General features: G+C 54.1%; 11 protein-coding genes, 3 tRNA genes and 1 pseudogene. 11 read left to right on the top strand and 4 right to left on the bottom strand.

What is annotated here, in order from left to right; genetic code table 11:
• Positions 1-145: 145 nt before the first annotated feature.
• From OGY06_RS19500 to recD, 8 genes and pseudogenes are all read left to right on the top strand, one after another.
• Positions 146-616 (top strand): annotated as a pseudogene (locus OGY06_RS19500) (prepilin peptidase-dependent protein).
• Positions 607-1170 carry a prepilin peptidase-dependent protein gene (locus OGY06_RS19495; RefSeq protein WP_003825611.1) on the top strand — a complete coding sequence of 188 codons (564 nt, stop codon included), beginning with the start codon at positions 607-609 and terminating at the stop codon, positions 1168-1170. Before OGY06_RS19500 ends, OGY06_RS19495 begins: the two are co-directional and overlap by 10 nt.
• Positions 1167-1574: a DUF2509 family protein gene (locus tag OGY06_RS19490; RefSeq protein ID WP_003825615.1), complete on the top strand. Its 408-nt coding sequence runs from the start codon at positions 1167-1169 to the stop codon at positions 1572-1574. The genes OGY06_RS19495 and OGY06_RS19490 overlap by 4 nt, the downstream gene beginning before the upstream one ends.
• Positions 1559-1882 (top strand): prepilin-type N-terminal cleavage/methylation domain-containing protein, encoded by a 324-nt coding sequence (locus tag OGY06_RS19485; RefSeq protein ID WP_003825617.1) that lies wholly within the window; start codon positions 1559-1561, stop codon positions 1880-1882. Before OGY06_RS19490 ends, OGY06_RS19485 begins: the two co-directional genes overlap by 16 nt.
• Positions 1883-1894: 12 nt before the next feature.
• Positions 1895-5263, top strand: a complete 3369-nt coding sequence (gene recC, locus OGY06_RS19480) for an exodeoxyribonuclease V subunit gamma (RefSeq protein WP_286605888.1) — start codon at positions 1895-1897, stop codon at positions 5261-5263.
• Positions 5264-5442: 179 nt separating this feature from the next.
• Entirely contained in the window at positions 5443-8331 is a 2889-nt protein-coding gene (gene ptrA, locus OGY06_RS19475; RefSeq protein ID WP_286605887.1) for a pitrilysin, read from the top strand.
• Positions 8324-11869 carry an exodeoxyribonuclease V subunit beta gene (gene recB, locus OGY06_RS19470; RefSeq protein ID WP_286605886.1) on the top strand — a complete coding sequence of 1182 codons (3546 nt, stop codon included), beginning with the start codon at positions 8324-8326 and terminating at the stop codon, positions 11867-11869. The genes ptrA and recB overlap by 8 nt, the downstream gene beginning before the upstream one ends.
• On the top strand, positions 11866-13695 hold the full coding sequence (gene recD / locus OGY06_RS19465; RefSeq protein ID WP_286605885.1) for an exodeoxyribonuclease V subunit alpha: 1830 nt from the start codon (positions 11866-11868) through the stop codon (positions 13693-13695). The genes recB and recD overlap by 4 nt, the downstream gene beginning before the upstream one ends.
• 96 nt (positions 13696-13791) lie before the next feature.
• Here the strand turns inward: recD and argA are convergent, their stop codons facing one another.
• On the bottom strand, positions 13792-15123 hold the full coding sequence (argA, locus tag OGY06_RS19460; RefSeq protein WP_003034012.1) for an amino-acid N-acetyltransferase: 1332 nt from the start codon (positions 15121-15123) through the stop codon (positions 13792-13794).
• Between the two features lie 234 nt (positions 15124-15357).
• On the opposite strand from argA, the gene amiC reads away from it, so the two are divergent.
• Entirely contained in the window at positions 15358-16611 is a 1254-nt protein-coding gene (gene amiC / locus OGY06_RS19455) for an N-acetylmuramoyl-L-alanine amidase AmiC (protein ID WP_003034016.1), read from the top strand.
• A 74-nt stretch (positions 16612-16685) separates the two neighbouring features.
• Here the strand turns inward: amiC and OGY06_RS19450 are convergent.
• The 3 genes from OGY06_RS19450 to OGY06_RS19440 form a co-directional block, all read right to left on the bottom strand.
• Positions 16686-16762 (bottom strand) — tRNA-Met (locus tag OGY06_RS19450).
• A gap of 33 nt (positions 16763-16795) precedes the next feature.
• Positions 16796-16872: transfer RNA gene (locus tag OGY06_RS19445), tRNA-Met, on the bottom strand.
• 34 nt (positions 16873-16906) lie between these two features.
• Positions 16907-16983 (bottom strand) — tRNA-Met (locus tag OGY06_RS19440).
• Between the two features lie 205 nt (positions 16984-17188).
• Between OGY06_RS19440 and mltA the strand changes: the two genes are divergently transcribed.
• Complete coding sequence (gene mltA, locus OGY06_RS19435) at positions 17189-18286, top strand: murein transglycosylase A (RefSeq protein ID WP_008785702.1); 1098 nt, start codon at positions 17189-17191, stop codon at positions 18284-18286.
• 108 nt (positions 18287-18394) lie between these two features.
• The gene (tcdA, locus tag OGY06_RS19430) at positions 18395-19201 is read left to right on the top strand and encodes a tRNA cyclic N6-threonylcarbamoyladenosine(37) synthase TcdA (RefSeq protein ID WP_003825630.1); all 807 of its coding nucleotides are present in this window, start codon (positions 18395-18397) and stop codon (positions 19199-19201) included.
• Positions 19202-19276: the final 75 nt, after the last annotated feature.

Below are 19276 nucleotides of genomic sequence, written 5' to 3'. Positions count from 1 at the left end.
GGTTTTTTTTGTCACAAATCGCGTTCTTCGGCGCGGATTCCTGAAATATTGCAACGGCCTGTAACGCGCTAAATATTCCCCATAGCTCGCCGTAGAAACCGAATTTCCCGCTCGTTATTCATTTTCCTCACGCCATACTGGCGACATGAAAAAACAACAAGGTTACACGCTTCTCGAAACCCTGATTGCGATGCTGATTGTCGCGGCGCTTGGTGCATCTGGGCTGTATGGTTGGCAGCGCTGGCAGCAGCAACAGCGGCTGTGGCAGACCGCCTGCCAGGTGCGGGACTACCTGCTGCAACTGCGTGAAGATGCTAACTGGCGTAACCGCGATCATGTGATAAGCGTGATTCGGGATGGCACATCATGGTGTTTTGTCAGCTCTGCTGCTTCGCAAACCACGTGTCGACCCGCTTCGTCTTTGGTTTTTACATCGCCCTGGGACGACGTCGAAATGGCAGAGATAACACCTTCACTGGCCTTTTTTGGACTGCGCAATACGGCATGGGCCGGACATATACGTCTGAAAAATACGGCAGGGGAATAGCGCGTGGTGGTGTCTGGCTGGGGACGAATCAGGCTTTGCGAGCGCGATGAGGCGAGATTATGTCAGTAAATGAACGGGGATTTTCACTGCTGGAGATGCTCATTGCCATGGCGATTAGCAGTATTTTATTGCTTAGCTCAGCACGATTTTTACCGGCGCTACAGCGAGAGATTCTGCGTAACACGCGCCAGTTAGTACTGGAAGATGAAATATGGCAGCGGGTCTACACCGTGGCGAAGCATCTTCAGCGGGCGGGGTATTGCCGGGGAAACTGTGTCGGAGAGGGACTGGTGATATCGGCTAAGGGAGACTGTGTTATTGCCCGCTGGGATGCCAACAGCAATGGCGTTTGGGAAAGCAGTCCCGTGAAAGAGGCTGATTCTATTGGGTTTCGTTTACAGGACAAGGTGTTGGAAACCGTGCGTGGAGCCACCGGCTGCACTGGCAAAGGATGGGAGAAAATGACCGATCCGGCCACGATGAAGATTGAGGCATTCCAGGTTGAAAGGCTGAATTTCAGCGGATATTCCCCGCTTCTTACGCTGCGTTTGCGTGGAGTGAGTAATGACCAACCACAAAAAGTTGTTGAAGCGATCTACAGCGTTACGGGATTCAACCTATGAACCGTGAGAGAGGCGTATCCTCTCTGACAATGGTCCTGTTGCTGCTGGTGCTCGGTAGTCTGCTGCTGCAAGGCGTTAGCAGACAGGAGGCCAGTTTTGCTGCGCGTGTGGTCACACAAAGTCAGGCGCTGCAGCGTCAGGCGGTAGTGCAATCCGCGATGGAATGGGGGCGTACGCAGCCCTGGCGCTTACAACCCGCCGTACAGTGTCGGCGCGTTCCTACGCAGGATGCCGCGGTTTGCCTGCGTCTGCTTACCAATAATTTTGTGCTGCTTATTGCCCACTATGAAGAGATATCGTTATGGCGTCAGGGGGCGGTTATTGATGGCAACATAGAATTCTCGGCGCGTGGCTGGAGCGATTTTTGTCCACTAAAGGAGCAGACGTTATGCCAGATCCCCTGAACAGACAGCGTGGCTTTAGTCTGCCGGAAGTGATGCTGGCAATGGTACTAATGGTAATGATTGTGACCGCGTTGTCAGGATATCAGCGGGTGCTAATGAACAGCTTTATCATCAGAAACCAGTATCAGCAACTCTGGCGCCACGCCTGGCAGCAAACCCAGCTGTACCCGTTTTCATCGCCTGTGAACTGGCAGGTTAACCGAATGCAGACAACGAGAGCGGGATGTGTCAGCATCAACGTTATAATTTCTTCACCCCTCGGCAGGCAGGGTCAGATGACGCGTCTGCATTGCCCGAATCGTCAGTAGTCAGGAGTCGCTATGTTAAGGGTCTACCACTCCAACCGTCTGGATGTGCTGGAAGCGTTAATGGAATTTATCGTTGAGCGCGAGCGGCTGGACGACCCCTTTGAGCCTGAGATGATCCTGGTTCAAAGTACCGGTATGGCGCAGTGGCTACAAATGACTCTTGCACAGAAGTTTAGTATTGCCGCCAATATCGATTTTCCGCTGCCCGCGAGTTTTATCTGGGATATGTTTGTGCGCGTGCTGCCGGATATCCCGAAAGAGAGTGCGTTCAGCAAACAGAGCATGAGCTGGAAGTTGATGACGTTGTTGCCACAATTGCTGGATAGCGATGACTTCGCATTGCTACGCCACTATCTGACGGACGACACTGATAAACGTAAGCTTTTTCAGCTTTCCTCGCGCGCGGCTGACCTTTTCGACCAGTATTTAGTCTACCGCCCTGACTGGTTGACCCAGTGGGAAGCGGGGCGACAGGTTGAGGGACTTGGCGAGTCTCAGGCCTGGCAGGCACCGTTGTGGAAAGCGCTGGTGGAATACACCGCGGAATTGGGCCAGCCGCGCTGGCATCGTGCCAATTTATACCAACGATTTATTCAGACGTTGGAAAACGCGTCCAAGTGCCCGCAGGGACTGCCTTCTCGCGTCTTTATTTGCGGTATTTCGGCGCTGCCGCCGGTTTATTTGCAGGCATTGCAGGCACTGGGTAAGCACATTGATATTCATCTGCTGTTTACCAACCCTTGTCGCTACTACTGGGGGGATATTAAAGATCCTGCCTGGCTGGCGAAGCTGATGGCACGTCAGCGTCGGCACAGCTTTGAAGAACGGCATCTGCCGCTGTTTCGTGATAATCAGAAAGCCGAAGGATTATTTAACAGCGATGGCGAACAGGATGTGGGCAACCCGATGCTGGCCTCGTGGGGCAAGCTGGGGCGTGATTACATTTATTTGCTTTCGGAGCTGGAAAACAGTCAGGAACTGGACGCGTTTGTCGACATTACGCCTGACAACCTTTTGCATAATATTCAATCGGATATTCTGGAACTTGAAAGTCATGCCGTGGCGGGCGTTACGCTGGAAGAATATTCCCGTAGCGACAATAAACGCCGGCTTGAGCTGAACGACACCAGCGTGACTTTCCATGTCTGCCATAGCCCACAGCGCGAGGTGGAAATTCTTCATGACCGGCTGTTGGCCATGCTGGAAGCGGACCCAACGCTGACACCGCGCGATATTATCGTGATGGTGGCGGACATCGACAGCTACAGCCCATTCATTCAGTCGGTCTTTGGTAGCGCGCCAGCCGAGCGTTACTTACCTTATGCGATATCTGACCGTCGGGCACGCCAGTCTCATCCCGTCTTACAGGCCTTTATCAGCCTGCTGTCGCTGCCGGATAGCCGTTTTGTCTCAGAGGATGTCCTGGCGTTACTGGATGTTCCCGTGCTGGCGGCGCGTTTCAACATTGATGAAGAAGGGTTGCGCTATCTTCGCTTATGGGTCAATGAATCCGGGATTCGTTGGGGAATTGACGACGATAACGTGCGTGAACTGGAACTTCCACCTACAGGTCAGCATACATGGCAATTTGGTTTAACGCGTATGCTGCTCGGCTACGCGATGGAAAGCTCGCAGGGCGAGTGGCAATCGGTATTGCCTTACGATGAGTCCAGCGGCCTGATTGCCGAGCTGGTAGGGCATCTGGCCTCGCTGCTGATGCAGCTTAATCTCTGGCGTAGGGGGCTAGCGCAGGAACGACCGCTGGAAGAGTGGCTACCCGTTTGTCGGGAAATGCTTAATGATTTCTTCCTACCGGACGCGGACACCGAAGCGGCGATGACGCTGATTGAACAGCAGTGGCAGGCCATTATTACCGAAGGTTTAGGGGCTGAGTACGGCGATGCTATACCGCTCTCTCTGTTGCGTGATGAGCTAGCCCAGCGCCTTGACCAGGAACGCATCAGCCAGCGCTTCCTGGCGGGGCCCGTTAACATTTGTACGCTGATGCCGATGCGCTCCATTCCGTTCAAAGTGGTGTGCCTGCTGGGTATGAACGATGGGGTTTATCCGCGTCAACTTGCGCCGCTGGGCTTTGATTTAATGAGCCAAAAACCGATGCGAGGTGACCGCAGTCGTCGCGATGATGACCGCTATTTGTTCCTCGAAGCATTAATCTCAGCACAGCAGACGCTCTACATCAGCTACATTGGCCGCTCTATTCAGGATAACAGCGAGCGCTTCCCGTCGGTGCTGGTGCAAGAACTGATGGACTACATTGGACAAAGCCATTATCTGCCGGGCGATGAATCGTTGACCTGCGTTCAAAGCGAGGCAAGGGTAAAAGCGCACATTACCCGTTTGCATACCCGTATGCCCTTTGATGCACAAAACTATTTGCCGGGCGAACAGCAAAGCTATGCCCGGGAATGGCTGCCTGCGGCGAGTCTGTCAGGAAAAGCGCACACGGATTTTGTGCAGCCTCTTCCCTTTGAAATGCCAGAAACGCTAACGCTGGAAACGCTGCAGCGGTTTTGGGCACATCCGGTACGCGCCTTTTTCCAGATGCGTTTAAGGGTCAACTTCCGCTCTGAAGAGAGTGAGATCCCGGATACGGAACCTTTCATTCTTGAAGGGTTGACCCGCTACCAGCTTAATCAGCAATTGCTTAATACGCTGGTTGAAGAGAACGATGCTGAACGACTGTTCCGCCGTTTTCGTGCGGCGGGCGCGCTACCCTATGGGCCGTTTGGCGAAATTCTGTGGGATACGCAACGTCAGGAAATGCAGTCGCTGGCTGAACGCATTATCGCCTGTCGTCAGTCCTGTCAGAGCATGGAAATCGATCTTAACTGTCACGGCGTGCAAATCACCGGCTGGCTGCCGCAGGTGCAAGAGGATGGTTTGTTGCGCTGGCGCCCATCTTTGATAAGCATTGCGCAGGGTGTGCAACTTTGGCTGGAACATCTTGTCTATTGTGCCAGTGGCGGTAGGGGAGAGAGCCGATTGTTCCTGCGTAAAGACGGAGAATGGCGTTTTCCGCCGCTGGATGCAGAACAGGCGTTGCTGTACCTGTCGCAACTCATTGAGGGGTATCGGGAAGGCATGTCGTCACCGTTGATGGTATTACCCGAAAGCGGTGGTGCATGGATAAAAACCTGTTATGACGCCGCAAATGATGCCATGTTAGATGACGATGCAACGTTGCAAAAAGCGCGCAGTAAGTTTCTGCAAGCCTATGAAGGCAACATGATGGTACGTGGCGAAGGTGATGATATCTGGTATCAGCGTCTTTGGCGTCAACTGGATGCTGATACTCAGGAGGCTATTGTTTTACAGTCTCAGCGCTACCTGTTACCGATTTTTCGCTTTAATCAGTCATGATGATTGTATAAAAATTGCGCAATTTGATGGCTTCCACTATGATGCGCATTCTGTCACGGACTGATTCTTACAAAGAGAAGATGCTGGCTCGTTCAGCACATAGTCTTGCCCTGTTCAGGTCATGTATTTATACGTGGTTTGTAGTGAACAGGTGAATTCGTTAATGATGAGGTTTGTGAATGCCCCGCAGCACCTGGTTCAGCGCATTACTGTTGTTCGTCGCCCTTTGGGTTCCCGTAAGTCAGGCAGATACCGGTTGGCAGCCTTTAGCTGAAACCATCCGTAAAAGCGATAAAGACACCCGTCAGTATCAGGCCGTGCGCCTTGATAACGGCATGGTTGTGCTGCTGGTATCCGATCCTCAGGCCGTGAAATCCCTTTCTGCACTGGTAGTCCCCGTGGGCTCGCTGGAAGATCCGGACGATCATCAGGGGCTGGCGCACTATCTCGAACACATGTGTCTGATGGGCTCGAAAAAATACCCACAGCCGGACAGCCTGGCTGAATTCCTGAAAATGCACGGCGGTAGCCACAATGCCAGTACTGCGCCTTATCGTACGGCCTTCTATCTTGAAGTCGAAAACGACGCGCTGGTGGGGGCGGTAGATCGCCTGGCGGATGCTATTGCCGATCCATTGCTGGATAAAAAATATGCCGACCGCGAGCGTAACGCGGTTAACTCCGAGCTGACGCTGGCGCGTACCCGAGACGGGATGCGTATGGCGCAGGTGAGCGCTGAGACGATCAACCCGGCGCACCCTGGCTCGCGTTTCTCTGGCGGGAATCTCGAGACATTAAGCGATAAACCGGGCAACCCGGTGGTGCAGGCATTACAAAAATTTCATGAAAAGTACTACTCTGCTAACCTGATGAAGGCGGTGATTTATAGCAATAAACCGCTGCCAGAGCTGGCGCGGATAGCGGCTGACACCTTTGGGCGCGTACCGAACAGGAATATCGCAAAGCCTGAAATTACCGTACCGGTCGTCACTGATGCGCAAAAGGGCATCATCATCCACTATGTTCCGGCAATGCCGCGTAAAGTATTGCGCGTCGAGTTTCGTATCGATAACAACAGCGCGCAGTTCCGCAGTAAAACCGATGAACTGGTGACCTACCTGATTGGCAATCGTAGCCCGGGCACGTTGTCTGACTGGCTGCAAAAGCAGGGCCTGGTTGAGGGTATTCGCGCGGACTCCGATCCGGTGGTCAACGGGAACAGCGGCGTATTAGCCATTTCCGCGACGTTAACCGACAAGGGGCTGGCGAACCGCGATGAAGTTGTCGCGGCAATCTTTAGCTACCTCAATTTGTTACGCGAGAAAGGTGTCGATAAACGCTATTTTGACGAGCTGGCGCACGTGCTGGATCTCGATTTCCGTTATCCCTCCATCACCCGTGATATGGACTACGTGGAATGGCTGGCTGATACCATGATCCGCGTTCCCGTCGAGCATACGCTGGATGCGGTGAATATTGCTGACCAGTACGATGCGAAAGGCGTTGAGCAACGTCTGGCAATGATGACGCCGCAGAATGCGCGTATCTGGTATATCAGCGCGAAAGAGCCGCATAATAAAACCGCTTATTTTGTCGATGCGCCTTACCAGGTGGATAAAATCAGCGACAAAACCTTTGACGACTGGCAGCAAAAAGCGCAGGGCATTGCGCTGTCGTTACCGGAGTTGAACCCCTACATTCCGGATGATTTCACGCTGATTAAGACGGATAAAAAATACGCTCATCCTGAGCTGATCGTTGATGAGCCGGATTTACGCGTGGTGTATGCCCCGAGCCAGTATTTTGCCAGCGAGCCAAAGGCTGACGTCAGCGTGATCCTGCGTAACCCGAAAGCCATGGACAGCGCCCGCAACCAGGTCTTATTCGCACTTAACGATTACCTGGCAGGGATTGCGCTCGATCAGTTAAGTAACCAGGCATCGGTAGGTGGAATTGGTTTCTCTACCAACGCTAACAATGGGTTGATGCTTAACGCCAACGGCTACACCCAACGTTTGCCGCAGCTTTTTCAGGCGCTGCTGAGCGGCTATTTCAGCTACACATCAACGGACGAACAGCTGGAACAGGCGAAATCCTGGTATGCCCAGATGATGGATTCCGCAGAAAAGGGTAAAGCTTACGATCAGGCTATTATGCCGGTGCAGATGCTTTCTCAGGTGCCGTACTTCTCCCGCGACGAGCGCCGTAAGCTGCTGCCTTCCATCACTCTGAAAGAGGTGATGACCTACCGTGATGCCTTAAAAACCGGTGCGCGACCTGAATTCCTGGTCATTGGCAATATGAGCGAAGCTCAGACGACGAGCATGGCGCGGGATATCCAAAAACAGCTAGGTGCGAACGGGTCACAGTGGTGTCGCAACAAAGATGTGGTTGTGGACAAAAAGCAGTCCGTCATCTTTGAAAAAGCAGGCAGCAGCACGGATTCAGCGCTGGCCGCGGTATTTGTGCCTACCGGATACGATGAATACGCCAGTTCAGCCTACAGCGCTATGTTAGGTCAGATTGTTCAGCCGTGGTTCTACAATCAGCTGCGTACTGAAGAACAGTTAGGCTACGCCGTATTTGCTTTCCCGATGAGCATTGGCCGTCAGTGGGGAATGGGGTTCCTGCTGCAAAGCAGTGATAAGCAGCCGTCTTACCTCTGGGAGCGTTATAAAGCGTTCTTCCCGACGGCGGAAGCGAAGCTGCGGGCGATGAAACCTGAAGAGTTTGCGCAAATTCAGCAGGCGATTATTGCGCAAATGCTGCAGGCGCCGCAAACGCTGGGGGCAGAAGCCTCACAGTTAAGCAAAGATTTTGATCGCGGCAATATGCGCTTCGATTCACGTGATAAAATAGTGGCTCAGATTAAACTGCTGACGCCGCAAAAACTTGCCGACTTCTTCCATCAGGCGGTGGTTGAGCCGCAAGGCATGGCGATATTGTCACAGGTTTCCGGCAGTCAGAATGGGAAAGCAGAATATGTGCACCCGGAAGGCTGGAAAGTGTGGCAGACCGTCAGCGCGTTGCAGCAAACCTTACCCCTGATGAGTGATAAGAATGAATGATGCCGCTGAGTCCCTTGATCCACTGTGCTTGCCCCTGACGGGCGAGCGTCTGATTGAAGCCTCTGCGGGCACCGGTAAAACCTTTACCATCGCCGCCCTGTATTTACGTTTACTGCTTGGACTGGGCGGCTCTGCCGCCTTTCCTCGTCCTCTGACCGTCGAAGAACTGCTGGTGGTCACCTTCACCGAGGCGGCTACCGAAGAGTTGCGCGGTCGAATTCGTAGCAATATTCATGAACTGCGAATTGCCTGCCTGCGTGAAACCACCGACAACCCGCTATATGCCCGTTTGTTAGATGAAATTGCCGATAAAAAACAGGCCGCGCAGTGGCTGCTATTGGCTGAAAGACAGATGGATGAAGCGGCGGTGTTTACCATCCACGGCTTTTGTCAGCGTATGCTCAGTCTCAACGCCTTTGAGTCAGGCATGCTGTTCGAACAGCAGCTGATAGAAGATGAATCGCTGCTGCGCTATCAGGCTTGCGCGGACTTCTGGCGTCGGCACTGCTACCCGCTGCCCCGCGACATTGCGCAGGTGGTTTTTGAAACGTGGAAAGGCCCGCAAGCGCTGCTGAGAGATATCGATCGCTATCTGCAGGGGGAAGCGCCGGTTATCAAGGCGCCACCGTCTGATGACGAAACGCTGGCCTCCCGGCATGAACAAATTCTCGCACGCATTAACCGGATCAAGCAGCAATGGCGTGATTGTGTTGATGAGCTGGATGGCCTGATGGAAGCCTCCGGAATTGACCGGCGTAAATTTAATCGCGGTAATCAGGGCAAGTGGATCGAAAAGATCAGCGCGTGGGCGGAGGAAGAAACACAAAGTTACCAGCTTCCTGACGCGCTGGAGAAATTCTCACAGCGTTTTCTGGAAGAGCGCACCAAAGCGGGTGGGATAACCCCTCAGCACCCGCTGTTTGTCGCTATTGATGAACTGCTTAGCGAACCGTTAACTCTCCGCGATCTGGTGATCACTCGTGCGCTGGCGGAGATCCGCTCGGCAGTTGCCGAGGAAAAACGTCGCCGCGGCGAGCTGGGTTTTGACGATATGCTCAGCCGTCTGGATGCGGCGTTGCGCAGTGAAAGCGGCGATGCGCTGGCGACGGCTATTCGTACTCGTTTTCCGGTCGCCATGATCGATGAATTCCAGGATACCGATCCACAGCAGTACCGTATTTTTCGTCGGATCTGGCAGCATCAGCCGGATACCGCACTGCTGCTAATTGGTGATCCGAAACAGGCAATTTACGCGTTTCGCGGCGCGGATATCTTCACCTATATGAAGGCGCGCAGCGAAGTCAGCGCACACTATACGCTCGATACCAACTGGCGTTCGGCCCCCGGCATGGTCAATAGCGTGAATACGCTTTTCAGCCAGATGGACGACGCCTTTATGTTCCGCGAAATCCCTTTCAGCCCGGTAAAATCCGCAGAAAAAAACCAGGGGTTACGGTTTGTTTTACGCGGCGAAACGCAGCCCGCTATGAGTATGTGGCTGATGGAAGGAGAAAGTTGCGGCGTAGGCGATTATCAGAGCTACATGGCGCAGGTGTGCGCCACGCAAATTCGCGACTGGCTTAAGGCCGGGCATTCTGGCGCAGCGCAACTGGTAAGTGGCAAAGCATCCAGCCCGGTACGCGCGTCGGACATTAGCGTATTGGTTCGTAGCCGCCAGGAGGCGGCGCTGGTCCGTGATTCACTGACGCAACTGGCCATTCCCTCTGTCTACCTCTCCAACCGTGACAGCGTATTTGAAACGCTGGAAGCACAGGAGTTGCTGTGGGTGCTGCAGGCGGTGATGACGCCGGAGCGTGAGAACACGCTGCGTAGCGCGCTGGCAACGTCAATGATGGGGCTGAATGCGCAGGATCTTGAAGCGTTAAATAACGACGAAAATGCCTGGGATGCGGTGGTCGAAGAGTTCGATGGCTATCGTCAGATCTGGCATAAACGCGGCGTGATGCCGATGCTGCGTGCGCTGATGACAGCTCGCCAGATTGCGGAGAACCTGCTGGCGACGGCGGGAGGCGAACGTCGACTGACCGACATTTTACATATCAGCGAACTGTTGCAGGAAGCGGGCTCGCAGCTGGAAAGCGAGCATGCGCTGGTGCGCTGGTTGTCTCAGCATATTCTTGAACCCGACAGCAACGCGTCAAGCCAGCAGCTCAGGCTGGAAAGCGACAAGCATCTGGTCAAAATCGTCACCATCCATAAATCGAAAGGGCTGGAATATCCGCTGGTCTGGCTGCCGTTTATCACCAATTTCCGCGCCCAGGATCAAGCTTTCTATCACGATCGCAGCTCTTTTGAAGCGGTGCTGGATCTCAGCGATGCCGAGGAGAGCGTTGAGCTAGCCGAAGCAGAGCGTCTGGCGGAAGACCTGCGTTTGCTGTATGTCGCGCTAACCCGTTCGGTATGGCACTGCAGCCTTGGCGTTGCGCCGTTGGTACGACGTCGGGGCGATAAAAAAGGGGATACCGATGTGCATCAGAGCGCCCTTGGTCGCCTGTTGCAAAAAGGCGAGCCGATGGATGCCGTGGGTCTGCGTAGCGCGATTGAAGCGCTTTGCAGCAACGATATTGCTTGCCAGACTCCCGCGCAGCCTGACGGTGAACCCTGGCAGGTTGCGCAGGCTGTTAGCAGCGAACTGAGTGCAAAAATACTGCAGCGTAAGCCCGGTGATAGCTGGCGCGTGACCAGTTATTCCGGTCTGCAACAGCATGGACAGGGTATCGCGCAGGATCTGATCCCACGACTGGATATCGATGCCGCAGGCGTCGGTGAGGTTATTGAAGAATCAGGACTTACACCGCATCAGTTCCCGCGCGGCGCTTCGCCAGGTACGTTCTTGCATAGCCTGTTTGAAGATCTCGATTTTACGCAACCGGTGGATCCGCATTGGGTCGAGGAGCAACTGGCGTTGGGCGGTTATGACGCACACTGGACGCCGGTTTTGACCGAATGGCTGGACGCCATTTTGCAGGCGCCTCTCAACGAGACGGGCGTGAGTTTGAGCCAGCTATCCGCGCGTGAAAAACAGGTGGAGATGGAGTTTTATCTGCCGATTTCGCAGCCGTTAATGGCCAACCAGCTTGATGCGTTAATTCGCCAATACGATCCGCTCTCGGCGGGGTGCCCTGCGTTGGACTTTATGCAGGTTCGCGGCATGCTGAAAGGCTTTATTGACCTGGTATTCCGCCACCAGGGGCGTTATTACCTGCTCGATTACAAATCGAACTGGCTGGGCGAAGACAGCTCTGCCTATACGCAGCAGGCGATGGCCTCTGCCATGCAGGCGCATCGCTACGACCTTCAATACCAACTTTATACCCTCGCGCTGCATCGCTACTTACGCCATCGCATTGCTGATTACGATTATGAACGCCATTTTGGCGGCGTTATCTATCTCTTCCTGCGCGGCGTTGACAGTGAAAATCCGCAGCAGGGAATTTACGCGACCCGACCTGACGGAGAGTTGATTGCATTGATGGACGAGATGTTTGCCGGTGCGGTGCAGGAGACGATGTTATGACAATCCAGAAACGATTTCTGGAGGCTGTTGAGCAAAAACAGCTCCGGCCTCTGGATGCTCAGTTCGCGCTGGCGGTTGCCGGAAGTGACAACCCTGCCGTTGCGCTGGCTGCGGCGTTGCTCAGCCGTGAAGCGGGAGAAGGGCACGTCTGCTTACCGCTTTCACGGTTATCTCTGAGCGAGGACGCGCATCCTCTGTTAAGCGCCTGGCTCGCTGAAACGGGCGAGCCAGAAGACTGGGCGGAATGTCTGCTGGCTTCCAGTGCGGTAAGCCGTGGCGAGCAACCCACGCCGCTGGTGCTATACGGCGATCGCCTGTATCTGAACCGGATGTGGCATAACGAACGTACGGTAGCTCGCTTTTTCAGTGAAGTGAACCACGCCATTGAAGTGGATGAACAACGGTTGACCCACACGCTGGCGGCGCTGTTTCCTCCATCGGAGGGGGTTAACTGGCAAAAAGTAGCCGCTGCTGTCGCGCTGACCCGCCGGATATCGGTGATCTCCGGTGGACCGGGGACGGGAAAAACGACAACGGTCGCAAGGCTGCTGGCGGCGTTGATTCAAATGGCAGACGGTGAGCGCTGTCGTATTCGACTGGCGGCGCCAACGGGAAAAGCGGCTGCGCGCCTGACCTCCTCACTAGGAGCGGCGCTACGAGAACTACCGCTAACCGATGAGCAAAAGAAACGCATCCCCGATGACGCCAGTACGCTGCATCGATTATTAGGCGCTCAGCCTGGCAGTCAGCGCCTGCGTCATCATGCCGGAAACCCGCTGCATTTGGATGTGCTGGTGGTGGATGAAGCCTCGATGATCGATTTGCCGATGATGTCGCGCCTTATCGATGCACTGCCGCCGCACGGACGGGTGATTTTTCTGGGCGATCGCGACCAGCTCGCTTCCGTCGAAGCGGGGGCCGTGCTGGGGGATATCTGTGCTTTCGTCGGTGACGGGTTTACCCCGGAACGCGCCCGCCAGCTCAGTCGCCTGACCGGAAGCGCTATTCCGACAGGTACGGGAACTCAGGCTGCTGCTCTGCGCGACAGTCTGTGCCTGCTGCAAAAGAGCTACCGTTTCGGCAGCGATTCCGGAATCGGTCAGTTGGCCGCTGCGATTAATTGCGGCGATAAATCTGCGATAAAAACGATTTTCCAGCAGGGATTTAGCGACATCGAAAAACGCACGCTACACAGCAGCGAGGATTACGCCGCGATGCTGGATGAGGCGCTGGCGGGTTATGGGCATTACCTGGATTTGCTGCGCGAGGGCGCAGAGCCAGGAGCTGTCATTCAGGCCTTCAATGAGTATCAACTGCTATGCGCCCTGCGGGAAGGTCCGTTTGGCGTTAGTGGTTTGAATGAACGCATTGAGCAGGTGATGGCGCAAAAACGTAAAATACATCGTTCGACGCATAGCCGCTGGTATGAGGGAAGGCCGGTGATGATCGCGCGCAATGACAGTTCGCTGGGATTATTTAACGGTGATATCGGCATTGCCCTCGACCGTGGACAGGGCCTGAGGGTGTGGTTTGCGTTGCCGGATGGTTCTATCAAATCGGTGCAGCCCAGCCGCTTGCCTGAACATGAAACCACCTGGGCGATGACGGTGCACAAATCGCAGGGATCTGAGTTTGACCACGCGGCGTTGATTTTACCCAGCCAGCATTCACCCGTGGTTACCCGCGAGCTGGTCTATACCGCCGTTACCCGCGCGCGTCGCCGCTTGTCGCTGTATGCCGATGAGCGGATATTGAGCCGCGCCATTACCACCCGCACTGAACGTCGCAGCGGACTGTCAGCATTATTTAATGACGGCATGATGTAGATGTAGGCCGGATAAGCGTCAGCGCCATCCGGCCTAAAAAAATGTGCCAGCGATGTAGGCCGGATAAGGCTGTTATGCCGCATCCGGCAACCACTCCTATGCCAAATCCGCCATTAGCACTTTTGACCGCCGCTGATAGTTGTACATCTCTTTCTTGCTTTCCGGCAGCAGGTCGATATCCACCGGCGTGAAGCCGCGCTCCTGGAACCAGTGGATGCTGCGTGTGGTTAACACAAACAGCTTGCTCAACCCCATTTGCCGGGCCTGCGCGGCGATTCGTTCCAGCAACACTTCCCCGCGTGACGAGCTACGGTAGTCCGGATGCACTGCCACGCACGCCATTTCGCCAATTCTCTCTTCCGGGAAAGGGTACAGAGCGGCACAGGCGATGGTCAGGTTATCACGCTGAATAATCGTGAATTTGTCGATCTCCATTTCCAACTGCTCGCGCGAGCGGCGAACCAGAATACCTTGTTGCTCCAGCGGGCGGATAAGCTCCAGAATCCCGCCGATATCGTTAATGGTAGCGCGACGGATCTGCTCGGCGCTTTCCATCACGATCTGCGTACCGATCCCGTCGCGGGAGAACAGTTCCTGCAGCAATGCACCATCTTCCTGATAGCTGATCAGATGGCAGCGGCGTACGCCACTGCGACAGGCCTTCACTGCCCCACGCAGGAAGCGCACCGTGCCGGAGCTGTAATCGCCTTTCTCTTCCTGCAACTCAACGCGAGCCTGAGCTTCGTTAGGAAACAGCTCGGAAATAATATCGCCGTCATCGTTGGTGACACCCTGAGAGGAGCAAAAGCCGATCATTTTCTCGGCCTTCAGTTTGATAGCCAACTGCGTGGCGACCTCTTCTGACGTCAGGTTAAAGCTCTCACCGGTGACGGAAACGGCAACCGGGCCCATCAGCACAATTGCGCCACTGTCTAACTGGCGGTGAATGGCATCTTCATCAATACGACGAATACGCCCGCTATGGCAGTAATCTACGCCGTCATCAACGCCCAGCGGCTGAGAGATAATAAAATTACCGCTGACCACATTGATGTGAGCACCCTGCAATGGCGTATTATTCAGGCTCATCGACAGGCGGGCGGTAATATCAAGCTGAAGTAAACCCGCAGCCTGTTTGACCAGCTCCAGCGTTTTAGCGTCGGTAACGCGCGTATTTTTGTGGTACACCGGCTCATGATGATGCGCCGCAAGATTGGCATCAATCTGCGGTCGTGCGCCATAGACCACGACCAGGCGGATGCCGAGGCTATGAAGAAGACCAATGTCATTGACGATACTGGAAAAGTTTTCATGCTCGATGGCTTCGCCGCCCAGCATAATGACAAACGTTTTTCCCCGATGGGTATTGATATAGGGAACAGAATGGCGGAATCCCTGTACCAGTTCGGTTCTACGCTCCTTCACCACGGCACACCCTCATTGCATGATTATTCGTAATTTGTGTATTTTTATTCTGTTTTTGCGCTGTGCGCAAGCGTAATTTTTACCCATGCCGAAGATTTTTCTCAGTAATGCCGTGAATATAAAAAGAATGTTTACCCTTTTATAGATGACAGATTATGCGTCATTCGCTAAAGTTTCCGGTCAATTCGGACGTTTTACGTATTACCTCTAAAAAAGATTTCTTTGCTCGGGAGAAGCATGTCGGGATCCAATTCAGCAATCAGTCGCCGCCGTTTATTGAAAGGTGCGGGTGCTATGTGGCTTTTGAGCGTCAGCCAGGTGGGTCTGGCGGCCGTGAGTCAGGTCGTTGCCGTCCGTATCTGGCCTGCGTCCAGCTACACTCGCGTCACGGTAGAATCTAACCGTCTGCTGAAATACAAACAGTTTGCCCTGAGTAATCCTGAGCGTGTGGTTGTGGATATTGAAGACGTTAATTTGAACTCGGTGCTCAAGGGCATTGGGACGCAGATTCGTCCTGACGATCCGTATATTAAGTCTGCGCGCGTTGGCCAGTTTGATCCAAAGACCGTGCGGATGGTGTTCGAGCTGAAACAGAATGTGAAGCCGCAACTTTTCGCGCTGGCTCCGGTGGCAGGCTTTAAAGAACGTCTGGTGATGGATCTCTATCCCGCGAATGCCCAGGACGTTCAGGACCCGCTGCTGGCATTGCTGGAAGATTACAACAAGGGCGATCTGGATAAACAGGTGCCACCTGCACAAAGTGGCCCACAGCCGGGTAAAGCGGGGCGCGATCGTCCCATTGTCATTATGCTGGATCCGGGCCACGGCGGAGAAGACTCCGGTGCGGTGGGGAAATACAAGACGCGTGAAAAGGATGTGGTGCTGCAGATTGCCCGCCGCCTGCGAGCCCTCATAGAGAAAGAGGGCAACATGAAGGTCTTTATGACACGAAATGAAGATATCTTCATTCCGCTTAAAGTCCGCGTGGCGAAAGCGCAGAAGCAGCGTGCTGACCTGTTTGTCTCTATTCACGCCGATGCCTTTACCAGTCGACAACCCAGCGGTTCGTCGGTGTTTGCGCTCTCGACCAAAGGCGCGACAAGTACCGCCGCGAAATATCTGGCGCAGACCCAGAACGCCTCGGATCTCATTGGTGGCGTCAGTAAGAGCGGTGACCGCTACGTCGACCACACCATGTTCGATATGGTGCAGTCGCTGACCATCGCCGACAGCCTGAAGTTTGGTAAAGCGGTATTGAACAAGCTTGGCAAAATCAACAATCTGCACAAGAATCAGGTTGAACAGGCCGGGTTTGCGGTACTAAAAGCGCCAGATATTCCGTCTATTCTGGTCGAAACGGCATTTATCAGTAACGTTGAGGAAGAGCGTAAACTCAAAACGGCGACCTTCCAGCAGGAAGTTGCAGAGTCGATTCTGGCAGGGATTAAAGCCTACTTTGCCGATGGGGCGACGCTGGCGAGAAGGGGATAACAAAAAAGCGCTGAAAAGCGCTTTTTTTATGGGCAACAGAAACAAAAAAACACCCGTTAAGGTGTTTAATGTGTTGGTTGCGGGGGCCGGATTTGAACCGACGACCTTCGGGTTATGAGCCCGACGAGCTACCAGGCTGCTCCACCCCGCGTCACCGTACTGCTTATATTTTATCAAATTTGATTGGTTGCGGGGGCCGGATTTGAACCGACGACCTTCGGGTTATGAGCCCGACGAGCTACCAGGCTGCTCCACCCCGCGTCACCGTACTGCTTATACTTCATCAAATTTTAATTGGTTGCGGGGGCCAGATTTGAACTGACGACCTTCGGGTTATGAGCCCGACGAGCTACCAGGCTGCTCCACCCCGCGTCCGTGGATGCGCACTATACTCTGCTCGCATTTTCATGCAACCCTTTTTTCACCTTGATCACGTTTTTAGGGTGAAAATGAACAAAAACAACGCATTCTGGATTATTTTTTGCTCAAAATTTGCGTTCGGGTATGTATACGCATTTCATTAGGTTCGGGGGTTTGTTATCTTCGTCTCGCATTCAGGCAACATAAGACGAGAACAATGAAAGGACGTTGGGCAAAATATCTTCTGGCGGGAGCTGTAGTCGCGATGCTCGCCGCGTGTTCCTCAAAACCCACCGATCGTGGGCAGCAGTATAAAGACGGGAAATTTACCCAGCCTTTCTCACTGGTGAACCAGCCTGATGCGGTTGGCGCGCCAATCAATGCCGGTGATTTCGCCGAGCAGGTTAATCAAATTCGCAGCGCTTCGCCACGTTTGTACGGCAACCAGAGCGACGTCTACAACGCTATCCAGCAATGGTTACGTGCGGGCGGTGATACGCGCAGTATGCGCCAGTTTGGTATTGATGCCTGGCAAATGGAAGGGGCGGACAACTACGGTAACGTCCAGTTTACCGGTTACTACACACCGGTTATCCAGGCGCGCCATACGCGCCAGGGCGAGTTTCAGTATCCTATCTATCGCATGCCGCCAAAACGTGGGCGCTTACCATCTCGTGCCGAGATCTACGCGGGCGCGCTAAGCGACAATTATATTCTGGCATACAGCAACTCCCTGATGGATAACTTCATTATGGATGTTCAGGGCAGTGGCTACATCGATTTTGGCGATGGCAGCCCGCTCAACTTCTTTAGCTATGCCGGGAAAAATGGCCACGCCTATCGCAGTATCGGTAAAGTGCTTATCGACCGTGGCGAAGTGAAAAAAGAAGATATGTCGATGCAGGCTATTCGCCACTGGGGTGAGACGCACAGCGAAGCCGAAGTGCGTGAGCTGCTGGAGCAGAACCCATCGTTTGTCTTCTTTAAACCGCAATCTTTTGCTCCGGTGAAAGGGGCCAGCGCGGTGCCGCTGATTGGCCGCGCGTCCGTAGCTTCTGACCGTAGTATCATTCCTGCGGGCACAACGTTACTGGCGGAAGTCCCGTTACTGGACAATAACGGCAAGTTTACCGGCCAGTACGAACTGCGCCTGATGGTGGCGTTAGATGTGGGTGGGGCTATTAAAGGGCAACACTTCGACATCTATCAGGGTATTGGCGCTGACGCCGGACACCGTGCCGGGTGGTATAATCACTACGGTCGCGTATGGGTACTAAAAACAGCGCCGGGTGCGGGTAACGTGTTCAGCGGTTAATTGCCGGATGGTTCTTCGCTTATCAAGCCTACATTATTGAGTAGGCCTGATAAGGCGTAGCCGACATCAGGTAGTCAGACTGCTCGGTATTAATGAATTTGAGGTTCTATGTCTGTGGTTATTAGCGATGCCTGGCGCCAACGTTTTGGTGGTACGGCACGTCTGTATGGCGAAAATGCGTTGCAGCTGTTTGCCCAATCGCACGTTTGCGTGGTTGGGATTGGCGGAGTAGGGTCATGGGCGGCGGAAGCGCTGGCGCGAACCGGTATTGGCGCTATCACACTCATTGATATGGATGATGTGTGCGTCACCAATACAAACCGCCAGATCCATGCGCTGCGTGATAACGTCGGTCTGGCAAAAGCTGAAGTGATGGCGGAGCGTATCCGACAAATTAACCCGGAGTGCCGGGTGAACGTGGTCGATGATTTTGTTACGCCAGATAACGTTGCTGAATATATGAATGCAGGATTTTCGTACGTCATCGATGCGATTGATAGCGTGCGCCCAAAAGCGGCACTGATCGCGTACTGTCGGCGTAACAAAATTCCGCTGGTGACCACCGGTGGTGCGGGCGGACAGATCGATCCTACGCAGATTCAGGTCGTTGATTTGGCAAAAACCATCCAGGATCCGCTGGCGGCCAAGCTGCGTGAGCGGCTGAAAAGCGATTTTGGCGTGGTGAAAAACAGCAAAGGCAAGCTGGGCGTGGACTGCGTGTTCTCGACCGAAGCGCTGGTTTACCCGCAGGCGGATGGCTCGGTATGTGCGATGAAAGCGACGGCGGAAGGGCCGAAGCGTATGGATTGCGCGTCCGGGTTTGGCGCGGCTACCATGGTGACAGCCACCTTTGGCTTTGTTGCTGTCTCCCATGCGCTGAAGAAGATGATGGCGAAGGCCGCGCGTCAGGCCTGATTGTGTCGGATGGCGCTATGCTTATCCGACCTACGGTTCGTGCAGTGTTGTAGGCCGGATAAGACGTATCTGCGT

It is taken from the genome of Citrobacter sp. Cpo147 (assembly GCF_030332405.1).
Lineage (GTDB): Bacteria > Pseudomonadota > Gammaproteobacteria > Enterobacterales > Enterobacteriaceae > Citrobacter > Citrobacter portucalensis.
Note: the sequence above shows the minus strand (reverse complement) of the source record. Positions and strands in the feature narration are given on the sequence as shown.